At 36.9% G+C, this 12459-nt stretch carries 8 protein-coding genes; 1 reads left to right on the top strand and 7 read right to left on the bottom strand.

Annotated features, from left to right (window positions below; all coding sequences use genetic code 11):
* Nucleotides 1–91: 91 nt before the first annotated feature.
* The 6 genes from KHA93_RS03615 to KHA93_RS03590 form a co-directional block, all read right to left on the bottom strand.
* Entirely contained in the window at nucleotides 92–3184 is a 3093-nt protein-coding gene (locus KHA93_RS03615) for an efflux RND transporter permease subunit (protein WP_213109469.1), read from the bottom strand.
* Nucleotides 3185–3306: 122 nt separating this feature from the next.
* Nucleotides 3307–3588, bottom strand: coding sequence for an alpha/beta-type small acid-soluble spore protein (locus KHA93_RS03610; protein ID WP_213109468.1), 282 nt, complete (start codon nucleotides 3586–3588; stop codon nucleotides 3307–3309).
* A 1099-nt stretch (nucleotides 3589–4687) separates the two neighbouring features.
* Nucleotides 4688–5953: a group II intron reverse transcriptase/maturase gene (gene ltrA, locus KHA93_RS03605; protein WP_213109101.1), complete on the bottom strand. Its 1266-nt coding sequence runs from the start codon at nucleotides 5951–5953 to the stop codon at nucleotides 4688–4690.
* 572 nt (nucleotides 5954–6525) lie between these two features.
* Nucleotides 6526–8106, bottom strand: coding sequence for a peptide chain release factor 3 (locus tag KHA93_RS03600; RefSeq protein WP_213109467.1), 1581 nt, complete (start codon nucleotides 8104–8106; stop codon nucleotides 6526–6528).
* 105 nt (nucleotides 8107–8211) lie between these two features.
* Nucleotides 8212–9159, bottom strand: a complete 948-nt coding sequence (locus KHA93_RS03595) for a homoserine kinase (protein WP_213109466.1) — start codon at nucleotides 9157–9159, stop codon at nucleotides 8212–8214.
* A 181-nt stretch (nucleotides 9160–9340) separates the two neighbouring features.
* Nucleotides 9341–10396, bottom strand: a complete 1056-nt coding sequence (locus KHA93_RS03590; protein ID WP_213109465.1) for a M42 family metallopeptidase — start codon at nucleotides 10394–10396, stop codon at nucleotides 9341–9343.
* 77 nt (nucleotides 10397–10473) lie between these two features.
* Here KHA93_RS03590 and KHA93_RS03585 point away from each other — a divergent pair, with 77 nt between their 5' ends.
* Complete coding sequence (locus KHA93_RS03585; protein ID WP_213109464.1) at nucleotides 10474–10905, top strand: OsmC family protein; 432 nt, start codon at nucleotides 10474–10476, stop codon at nucleotides 10903–10905.
* Between the two features lie 24 nt (nucleotides 10906–10929).
* Here the strand turns inward: KHA93_RS03585 and xylB are convergent, their stop codons facing one another.
* Nucleotides 10930–12429, bottom strand: coding sequence for a xylulokinase (gene xylB / locus KHA93_RS03580; protein ID WP_213109463.1), 1500 nt, complete (start codon nucleotides 12427–12429; stop codon nucleotides 10930–10932).
* Between the last annotated feature and the right edge of the window lie 30 nt (nucleotides 12430–12459).

Genomic DNA, 12459 nt, shown 5'->3' with positions numbered 1-12459 from the left:
GTAACTTTTCAAGATAAAAACAAAAAAGAGATGTAACTTTTAAACATCTCTTTTTGGCAAATTCACACCTATAATTATTTTCACTGTTAACTTAACTATGTTCTTTCTTCCATCTTATTCTTTTCCGATTCATTCTCCTTGTTTCAGGATCAAATAAGCTATAAACAACCGGGATGACAAATAACGTTAAAAAGGTACTACTTATTAATCCACCAATAACAGTTACCCCCATTGGTTGGTTCATTTCTGTCCCTTCCCCTATCCCCAATGCAAGTGGTACTAAACCGAGAATCGTTGTTAAGGCAGTCATCAAAATTGGACGAGCGCGGTCTTTTACTGATTCCACAAGTGAGTCATAACTAGATAATCCTGCTTGCTTGCGTTGATTAATATAGTCAACAATGACAATCGCATTATTTACAACAATTCCAGCTAAAATAATGATTCCGATAAAAGCAGGTACGCTAATCGGCATGTGTGCAGTAACTAGGGCAATGGCGACACCAATAACCATGAGTGGCACAGTAAACATAATAACAAAAGGATATTTAAATGATTCAAATTGAGCTGCCATGACGATATAAATAAGAATAATGGCTAAAATGAATGCCATAATCATATCATCGATTGAGTCCTCAAGCAGTTCCTTTTCACCGCTATATGTGATCTCCGTATCACTAGGAAGGTGTAAAGATGCAATTTCCGACTCAACTTCTTTTGACATTGTTCCTAAGTTTGTTTCTGTACTGTATTTTAATGTAAATTCTACTGAATCTAGTTGGTTAATACGTTGAATTTCCACTGGGCCTGTTCCTATTTCAATCTTTGCGAAGTCCCCTAAATTGCCATAAGATCCGTCAGGTCTTCTAATTAATAAGGATTTTAAATTATCAACATCCCTCGTAATGCTTTCTTCATATTCCACGAAAATCCCGTACACTTCCTTATCTTCCGTTATGATTTGCGAAGCTTGGACTCCTCGAGTGGCGTCATTGAATATCATTGCGATTTGGACAGGAGTGAGTCCTGCTTCAAACGCCTTGTCACGGTCTATCGATATGTGTACTTCTTCCACTGTATTTGCGATTGTTGTTGATAGATCCGATACATTTTCCAAATCTTTTAATGCATTGAAAATTTTATCTGTACTATCTTCCAATCTCTTTTTATTCGTGTCTGTTACATTAAATGTCAACGTTTGTGGTGCCATACCTGATGCAGCTTGTACATTAAAACGGATGTTAGCTTCTTTATTTACTTTCCCTACTTCTTTTTCAATCTTTGGCTTAATATCATCCACAATTTCAAATAAGGATCTATTTCGATCTGCAAGAGGTATTAATTTTACATATACTTCGGCACTATTAGCCGATCCTCCACCTTGAAAAGTAGACTCTTGTGTGGACCCAATTAAGCTGACATAAACATCAACATCTTTTTCTTTTTTTAACTCGTTTTCTATTATGCTAATAAATTTTTCGGTTTCGGATAATGCTGCGCCATTTTCAAGCTTAACGTTTACACTGAAAAAACCTTCATCTGTTGGCGGGAGAAATTGCATACCAACTGTAGTCATTCCGAATAATCCACCTACAAATAATACGATTGCGATAAATAATACAAAAAATCGATGTCGCAATGACCAACGAATGGATTGGTCGAGCATATTCATTGGTTTCGATCTACGACGTATCGCTTCATAGTCACCATGTCGCTTTTTTAAGAATCTACTCGCTAACATTGGAATAACAGTCAAAGCTACAAATAATGAAGCAAATAAGCTAAAAGAAATCGTAAAAGCAAATTCCTTGAATAATTGACCTAGTAGACCACTGATGAAAACAACAGGTAAGAATACAGCAACTGTTGTAAGAGTGGAAGCTGTAATGGCACCAGCAACTTCCTTTGCCCCTTCCAATGCCGCTTGTTTTGGCTCTTTACCCATAGATAAATGTCGATAAATATTTTCAATTACGACGATAGCATTATCTACAAGCATTCCTATGCCAAGAGCAAGTGCTCCCAATGTCATAATATTTAATGCAAAATCTGCAAAAAACATTAATACAAATGTCACGATGACAGAATAAGGGATGGCAATTCCGATAATGAGAGGACTCTTAATGTTTCTTAAAAAGAAAAACAATACGAGCATTGCCAATGCTCCACCGATGATTAATGAATTCGCGATATTCCCAATCGCTATCCTTACGTAATCACCCTGATCAAAAAGGATGTCTGATTCAATTCCTTTATATTGATCCTTCTTTAAAAGAGTCTTTAATTCTTTTTGAAAATCCTTTGAAACCTCGGCCGTATTAGCGTCAGACTCTTGAAGTACATTCAACAATACGGATGGCTTTTCATTTGTCCTTGTTATGCTTTCTGAGATTTGCTCCTGCTGCTTAACCATAGCAACATCTTTGATTCTAATTTTCTCTCCATTTAGTGGGTTTACCGTAATAACAAGATTAGCAATTTCATCGGCTGAATGAACCATACTCATGATCCGGGTCGTTAGCTCTTTTCCTTCAGTGAGAACTGTATCACCAGGAGTTGAGATATTGTTAGCTTGAATAATACTCACTACATCCGCTTGTGATAATGAATATTTTTTCAAATCATCTTGATGAATTGTCACGTTGATTTCTTCTATTAATTTTCCCGTGACGTTTACACTTGCGACTCCTTTTACTTTTGATAATTCCGTCGTTAACTTGTCAGTTAAATTTCTAAGACTCTTTTCATCTTTATCAGTTTTAAGTGAAAGTTGAATAACTGGGAACTGAGAAGGATCAAATTTCAAAAATCGCGGTTTCCCTGCATCTGAAGGGATTGGGGTCTGATCAATACGTTGAAGTACGTCATTTTGGATATCATCAATGGATGTGGACCATGAGAACTCTAAAAGGATTAAATTCGATCCTTCTCTTGAAACAGATTGTATATTTTTAATACCAGGTAACGTTGCAAGACTGGCTTCTAATGGTTTCGTTATTTTTTCAACGACTTCAACCGGACTTGCTCCTTGATAAGATGTAACAACTACCGCTACTGGAGGATTAATTTCAGGTATTAATTTCAATGGTATCTTTAAAAGTGATACGATTCCTAATATAATGACGAGAAACATTGTTACTATTGTAAAAACAGGTCTCTTTATTGAAAAATTACTCAAATTCATTATGTATGCCCCTTTCCCACTCCCTTAACGCTTACAATTATAACAATTTACAAAGTGGAAATATATTGAAATGATGGATTATTTTTGTCATTATAAAAAGCCGGTGCGCATGGTCCGGCTTTTTATTTTTGGCTATTGTTACTTAATTTTTCTTGTGCTAGTCTAACCATCTCTTTAACCATATTGCCTCCGATGGGACCCCCAACCTTACCCGCTTCTTCCGCCGACAAATGTCCATTATAGCCTTTTTCCAACGGAATACCTTGTTCTCTTGCGATTTCATATTTTACTTCATTAGGGTTGTTTGGATTTACATCATATCCTTTTTCAGACATTACTTTTGCTTTAAGATCATCTAAAGCGGCTCTTGCCCCAGGAACAAGTGTCCTATTTCTTCTAGCCATAAACATTCCTCCCTTTATGGTAGTATGTCCGAAAAAATGAAAAAGCTACAGGTGAGTATTATGGAGATAACAATTGAACAATTTGTTCCACGATGGCTTTTGCATTGCTAAGGTTTCAAAAAACAGATTGAGTTCGTTCATAGGTGAATTTTTACATTGCTCAAGGTCTCAATGTCTGGATTGAGGTTGTTCATCAATGATTTTTACATTGTTCAAGGGCTCAATACATGGATTGAGGTTGTTCATCAATGATTTTTACATTGCTTAAGGTCTCAATACACGGATTGAGATTGTTCGTCATTGATATTTGCAGTGTTTAAGGTCTTAACAAAAAGTTTGAGGTTGTTGATCAATAATTTTTACATTGCTCAAGGTCCCAATACACGGATTGAGGTCGTTCATCTTTAATTTTTACATTGCTCAAGGTCTCAATACAAGGATTGAGGTTGTTCATCAATAATTTTTACATTGCTCAAGGTCCCAATACACGGATTGAGGTCGTACATCGTTGATTTTTACATTGCTCAAGGTCTCAATACAAGGATTGAGGTCGTTCATCAATGATTTTTACATTACTCAAGGTCTCAATATACGGATTGAGGTTGTTCATCAATGATTTTTACATTACTCAAGGTCTCAATATACGGATTGAGGTTGTTCATCAATGATTTTTACATTACTCAAGGTCTCAATACAAGGATTGAGGCCGTTCATCAATGATTTTTACATCGCTCAAGGTCTCAATACAAGGATTGAGGCCGTTCATCAATGATTTTTACATTACTCAAGTACTCAATACACGGATTGAGGATGTTCATCAATGATTTTTTCATTGCTCAAGGTCTCAATACACGGATTGAGATTGTTCATCAATGATTTTTCCGTTGCTTAGCTCTCAATACACAGATTGATAACCTTTAAGAGTAGGCTCGTTGAGTTTATTAGGAAAATGGAGATTAGCAAGATATTCACTGACTCCCTCTGGGAGATTGTTATTCACAGAAGTTTTGGTTACATAATCAATCGAGTAGGAGGCGCCTCACGGCGCCGACCTCTCACACCACCGTACGTACCGTTCGGTATACGGCGGTTCGAAAGTTTATGAATTTACAATTGATGATAGAGATTTCAATCCTAATTGTTGCCAATATTCCTTGTTTAAAGCTATATCTAGGTAAGGAGATTTAGATATTCTCCAATAACCTTTCCTTGAGTTGGAATTCCTCCAAGCTTCCTTTCTTGAAATGCCTAACTTTATAAGGTTCTTGTATTTTGTATGAGTTTTCTTCCATTCCTTCCAGCGACATGCTCTTAATCTTCTTCGGATATGCGCATCTAAAAGTTTTGCGTATTTCTTTATATCGCCGATTTTAAAATAGTTGCCCCATCCTTGGATTAACTGATTAAGTCGCACAATTCGATACTCCATACTTACTCCCCAATTACGATTGGTTAGTCTCTTTAACTTATCTTCAAACCTCTTCTTTGATTTCTTAGGCACATATACCCTCGTATGCTTCTTAATTTTGTAGAAACTCACTCCTAAGAATACACGTGCCCTCGGCTTTCCCACTGCACTTTTCTCTTCATTAACCTTGAGCTTTAGTTTCTTTTCAATGAACTCTGTAATACCTTTCTTAACTCTTTCTCCAGCCTTTTGAGTTTTAACGTAGATATTACAATCATCTGCGTACCTGACAAACCTGTGTCCGCGCTTCTCCAGTTCTTTATCCAATTCATTAAGAATGATATTACTTAGAAGAGGACTTAGTGGACCACCTTGCGGTGTTCCTTCTCGATTAACTGTAACCACTCCGTTTTCCATGACTCCTGCTTGAAGATACCGTCTAATTAGTTTCAAAGCAGGCTTGTCTGTAATGGACTTTGCCACAAGGGACATCAGTTTGTCATGTTGGACTCTGTCAAAGAATTTCTCCAGGTCTATGTCTACGACGAAGTTGTAGCCATTCTCAATGTATTGTCTAGCTTGCTCAATGGCTTGATGAGCACTTTTATTCGGTCTAAATCCATAGCTATATTGACTAAACTGCGGTTCGAATATTGGAGTTAGAGCTTGAACTATCGCTTGTTGAAAGACCCTGTCAGTTACAGTAGGAATTCCTAAGTTTCGAATTCCACCGTTGGGCTTTGGTATTTGAACTCTTCTAACAGGCTGAGGTTTATATTTTCCAGCTTTAATTAATTGGATAATTTCCGCACCATTTTCCTTTAAATAATGGCGAGTAGCTTCAATATCTTTCGCATCGACTCCTGCTGCTCCTTTGTTTCTTCTAACCCTTTCAAAGGCTTGGTTTAGATTATCTCTATCTAGAATTATCTCTATCAGAGTTTTAGTAAATTGCATACTGTTCCTATGTTATGGGGGTTGTACGAGGATAACTCCACTCTATTGAGGGTGCTCCTGTTTTCCGAACATTCTGCCTCTCAATAGTCCTAGAGGTTGGCTGTGTCATGGTTATCTCGTAAATGACCCTAACATAGTCTCTCCTTTCGTTCCGTCCTTCCCAACTCTATGTGTTGGTACTACGACATCTGCTGACTTCTCTTAGTTCAACTATTCATCGCTGAATAGGTTCTCTTGTACGAGGTACTAAGAGATCTCCCAGGGTAAGTACATCAACTTTCTCCTCATATATCTGCCACATTTATTATTATTTCATCTGGGGATATTTTGGACTTTATCTTGTTTTGCAGACTCATCCTGAAATAATAACCTCGAATGTGATTCGTATACCTCAGACCGAGGATTTGCCTAGAGCTTCCTTCAGATTCCACGTCGCCGTGGACACCCTTGCCTTCGACTAATGGTTCGCATATCCCTACGCCCATAACGGACTTTCACCGTCTAGTTGATGAACATGCCTGGCACACAAAAAGGTAGTGTCTTGTTTTCACAAAGACACTACTTTTTATAACTCAATCATGTTCATCCATCGGATTGTACAATTTAATATCAGGGTTCTTATCTTGGAACCAACGCAAAGCAAAATCATTTTCAAATAGGAATAAAGGTTTATCAAATCGATCTTTAACGAGTAGACTTCTTTGACTTGAAAGTGATTCATCTATTTTGTCGTTTTCAATCCATCTTGCGATTTTTGATCCGATTGATTCCATAATGACATCGGAATTATATTCATTTTTCATTCTGTGTTCAAAAACCTCAAATTGAAGTTGTCCTACAGCACCGAGAATATAATCTTCCATTCTGTATGTTTTATAAAGCTGGATAGCACCTTCTTGTACTAGCTGCTCAACACCTTTATGGAAGCTTTTTTGTTTCATTACATTTTTTGCAGTGACTCTTACAAATAATTCCGGTGTAAATTGAGGTAACTTCTCGTATTGAATATTTTGCTTACCTTCATAAATCGTATCGCCGATTTGATACGTCCCGGTATCATATAGCCCAATGATATCGCCGCTGACTGCTGCGTTGACAGTGCTTCTATCATCAGCAAGGAACTGTGTTGACTGGGAAAGCTTGATTTGTTTTCCAGTTCGTGTGAGAGCCACATTCATGCCACGTTCAAATTGACCAGAACATATTCTGACAAAAGCTATGCGATCACGGTGAGCAGGGTTCATATTCGCTTGAATTTTAAAAATAAAACCTGAAAAACCTTCGGAAGATGGATCAATTTCCCCTTCATTTGTCATCCTTGGTTGAGGAGACGGAGCAAATTTCAAATAGGTTTCTAAAAATGTTTGGACGCCAAAATTAGTTAAGGCACTACCGAAAAATACAGGAGACAATGTTCCGTTATTTATTTTTTCTACTGAGAACTCGTTTCCGGCTTCTTCCAATAACATGATCTCTTCCAAAGCTTGAGTATATAAGTCCGATTCTTTTAAAGGATGATCTCCAAGTATTTCGCCATCCTCATCCAATTCCAAAAATCTTTGATCCTCATCGACTCTGAATTGTTCTATTCTGCTGTTATAGCGATCATAAATGCCATAAAACTCTTTCCCCATTCCAATGGGCCAATTCATTGGATACGATTCGATTCCTAGCACTTCCTCCAATTCTGCAAGTAACTCGAGTGGAGTCCGTCCTTGTCGATCCAATTTATTAATAAATGTAAAAATCGGGATTCCCCGCATTCTACATACTTTAAATAATTTTAATGTTTGTTCCTCAATCCCTTTTGCAGAGTCGATAATCATGACTGCACTATCTACTGCCATAAGTGTTCGATACGTATCTTCACTGAAATCTTGGTGTCCAGGAGTATCCAATATATTAATTCTGAAACCCTCATAATCAAACTGCATAACAGACGAAGTAACTGAGATCCCTCTTTGTTTCTCAATCTCCATCCAGTCGGATGTTGCATATTTTCCTGTTTTTTTACCTTTTACAGTACCAGCATCACGAATCGCTCCACCAAAATAGAGAAGCTTCTCCGTCATTGTTGTTTTTCCGGCATCTGGGTGAGAGATAATCGCAAAAGTTCTTCTCGATTCTACTTCTGCTTTTAATGTTTTTGCCATACACATAATTCCTTCCGTTGTTCAGTCTTTTTCTATCATATTCCTTGCAAGAATGAATATCAACGGTTAGTTCAAAAAAAATCATAAACTGCTGCAGTAGCAGCTTTATCTGAAAAGGTTTTCGAAAAACTTCATTCTTCCTATATGATTTAGATATTCTATTTTTCTTCTTTCGTAAAAATTTTCTACTTCTCCTCTATCAAAATACCTAACACAATCAATCAATATACTCAATTTATAAATATCAAATAAATGCTTTTTTTCCATATCGCTTAATGGCCTATACTTCATATATTCTGATATTATTTTCTTCGCTTCTTTTACATTAAGGTATTCGTCCACATCATGTTGCCAAGCGCCATATTCAATGAGGACGATAAGATCAAATAATAAGTATGTATAGTTCGCATCGTCAAAATCTATTAGCGCCTTACATGTACCGTCTTTATAAAGAATATTGGAAAAATGAAAGTCAGAATGACAAATCCCTTTAGGTAATGATTCTGGTAGAACCAGGCTTTCTAATTCTTTTTCAAGCCATCTTAATTTTTCTTTCGCATTATTTGTACATAATTGTTTTGCCTGTTGTTCTGCTAGTTTTCTACATGTTACAACACTATAATTCAATCGATCTTCTTTATACAATGGAATATAATTTTTACTAATATTATGTAACTCGGCTGCCAATTTAATCAGTTGCGTTTTTTGGTTTTCACTAGGATTAGTAATATGTTCTCCTTCCATATATTCAAAAAGAACATATGGCTTCTGCTTATAAATTCCCACAAACTCTCCATACTGATTTAAGAATGGTTTTGGGCAGGGAAAATCATGATCTTTTAAATAGGCAAGAAAGTTCGTTTCGAATAAAGCTGATTGTACAGAACGGTTTTCATAATATCTAAAAACAAACTGACCTTTAGTTGTTTTTACTTTAATATTTGTTTGAACGGTTCCACTTGTAAAAGGCGTAGAGTCTTTGTAGTTTCCTAAGTCATAACTTGAAAGAATTTGCTTTAATTCATCTTCTGAGAAATTCGTTTTATTAGCCATAGTACTTTATTTCACCTTCTTAACATATGAATGTTCCTCGTAAATTGGTCTAAATCAAGAAAATTGAATAAATTGCGAACATATTAATAAATGCATTTGTCCGGACAGTCGTTGCATATAGTTTGCACGAGTCCGGACATTGATTAATTTTTCATTATTTATTAAAGACTTTCACTTCAAATTAAATGTTAACAATCGGCGATTGTACATAAGCTAATAAAAGCTTTTCCGTATTAATAAGTGAAGATTCATGGGTCCTTTCGAATGCATGGGACGATTCGATCCCAGGGCCGACTAGACCATGAACGATATCATGCCCCGCATTTATCGCTGCAGACGCATCAGAACCGTAATATGGATATATATCTACTTTATATTCAATATTATGATCCTTCGCTAATTGAACGAGATGCTTCCTTAAACCGTAATGATATGGACCACTAGAATCCTTTGCGCAAATGGAAACCGTGTATTCATCTGATGCTTGCCCTTCACCAAGTGCTCCCATATCTACCGCTAGATATTCTACAGTTTCCGGAGAGATATTAGCATTTCCACCATATCCAATTTCCTCGTTATTTGAAATTAAGAAATGAGTAGTATAAGGCAATTCAATCTTTTCGGTATGAATATGTTTAATTAACTGCAGTAAAATAGCCGTGCTCGCTTTATCATCCAAATGTCTTGATTTGATAAAACCACTTGCAGTTACTTGCACACGCGGATCAAATGAAACGAAATCGCCAACATTAATCCCAAGTTTTCTTGTTTCCTCTTCACTATTAGTTATTTCATCAATTCTTACTTCAATATTTTGCTCATTTCTTTTTGCTTCCCCAGCGTCTTTATATACATGAACAGAGGTTTGTTTCATCAATATTGTTCCTGTATATGTTTTTCCCGAGTCCGTTTCAATTTCGCAATACTCACCTTCGACTGAATTCCAGCGAAATCCGCCAATCATCGCAAGCTTTAACCTTCCATTTGATTTAATTTCTTTTACCATCGCTCCAAGTGTATCGACATGTGCCGTCAACATTCTATGTTGATCTGTATTTTTTCCTGGAACAGTGATAAGCAAGCCACCTTTTCGATTTCTTTTCATCTCAAGATTGAGGCCTGATAAATACTCTTCGCAAAAATCAATCACTTTTCGTGTATTACCAGATGGGCTCGGAATCGAAACTAATTCCTTAATTAACTGTACAGTATGTTTTACTTGAGGATATTCACTCATCATTCATACTCCTTTATGTAGTAAGATCTTAGATGTTATAATCATAACACGAGTTTCATGAAACGGAGGATTTTAAAGTGGCTTTACATTCATTTTTATTAAAAGCAGATTGGCCTGGTGGACGTAATAGTGTCGGAACCATTGATGCAGGGAATCTTAAAACAAAAGTATCTATTCCACCTGAAATGGATGGACCAGGAGTGGGTACAAACCCTGATGAAATGCTCTTAGGTGCTGCGGCTACATGTTATATCATTACACTTGCAGCGATGTTGGAGCGCGCAGCTATTTCAGTTTCTAAACTTTCAATGGAATCGGAAGGTATTGTCGAAGTTGAAAAAGGGGTTATTACATATAAAACCATTATCCACCGACCAACCGTAATTTTAGCTGAGGGAGAACGGATTGATCTTGCTCAAAAACTTGCGGAAAAAGCAGAAAAAAGCTGTATGATTTCTAGAGCTTTAAAAGGAAATGTAGACATCCAGCTTGAAGCGAACATAAAATGACCGCCAACTTTGACGGTCATTTTATTATTTTCTAAATTCCTGCAATCCTTCATTTAATGCTTTTGTACTTGAGTAAACATTTTTATATAAGTTAAACAATTTCTTATAAGATGCTACATTTTCCTCGTTCGGTGTAAATGTTTCGTTTACTTGAACAAATTTGTCAGAGCACTCTTTAAGTGTGGAAAACCAACCACAGCCATAGGCAGCAAGCATAGCGGCTCCCATCCCTGGCCCTTGCTCACTCACTAGCTTCATGATGTTCACATTGAAAATATCAGCCTGCATTTGCAGCCAAGCATTATTTTTTGCTCCACCACCTATCGAAATAACAGTTTCTATCATTTTCCCGTTCTCTCTAAATATCTCAATTGATTCATTTAATGAAAATGTAATCCCTTCGAGGACGGCTCTAACAAAATCCCTTCTTTCGTGAGATGCATCCATGCCGATAAAGCTTCCTCTAATAACTGAATCTGCATGCGGTGTTCTTTCCCCGGCAATATAAGGTGTAAAAAGTAAACCATTTGCACCAATCGGGACTTCATCTATACCGTCTAGGAGTTCTTCAAAATCAATGTCTTTTGCGAACACATCTTTAAACCAACTTAAGCTGTATCCAGCAGCAAGTGTTACTCCCATCGTGTAATAAGCATTTTCTTCGCCATGGTTAAAATAATGAACCTTTCCACCGAAATCAAGGTCATTTCTTTGTTCATACGATAAAACGACTCCAGACGTTCCAATACTGCATAACGTTTTTCCATCAGATAAAATGCCTGAGCCAATAGCTCCACATGCATTATCCGCACCACCAGCAAACACTTTTACGTCAGGTGATAAGCCTGTTTTTTCAGCCACTTCACTTGTAATTGTGCCAGTTTGTTCATGTGATGATACAAGCGGTGGACAAAGGGATATATCAATTCCTAACAGCTCACAAATTTCTTCGCTCCATTTCTTCTCCCCTACATCTAAAAGCAATGTTCCAGCTGCATCCGAAAATTCACTATGGATAAGTCCTGTTAGTCGATAGCGCAAATAATCTTTTGGAAGAAGGAATACAGTTGCCTTTTCAAATATAGTTGACTCGTGTTCTTTTACCCATAAAATCTTTGGCAACGTAAATCCCTCAAGTGCAGGATTTTTCGTTACAGCAAGAAGCCTTTCTACACCTACAATTTCCTCAATCTTTCTACATTGCTCCGTTGTTCTTGTGTCATTCCAAAGAATTGCGTTTCTCAGAACATTGTGGTTACTGTCCAATAACACGAGTCCATGCATTTGTCCGGAAAAGCTAATCCCATCAATATCTTGAATACTCCCCTTAAATTGATCAACCATTTTTTTTAAGCCCACAATTGTTTTTTCAACCCATTGTTCAGGATCTTGTTCGCTATAGCCTGATTTCTCTTGAATTAACGGATATGACTTCGATACTTCATGGCATACTTCACCGTACTGGTTCATAAGCAATATTTTTACCGCGCTCGTTCCTAAATCAACACCAATCACATACTTCACAGATCTCACCCTCTCATATAGAAAGTGCTG

The sequence above is a fragment of the Lederbergia citrisecunda genome, from assembly GCF_018343695.1.
Taxonomy (GTDB): domain Bacteria; phylum Bacillota; class Bacilli; order Bacillales; family Bacillaceae_C; genus Lederbergia; species Lederbergia citrisecunda.
Note: the sequence above shows the minus strand (reverse complement) of the source record. Positions and strands in the feature narration are given on the sequence as shown.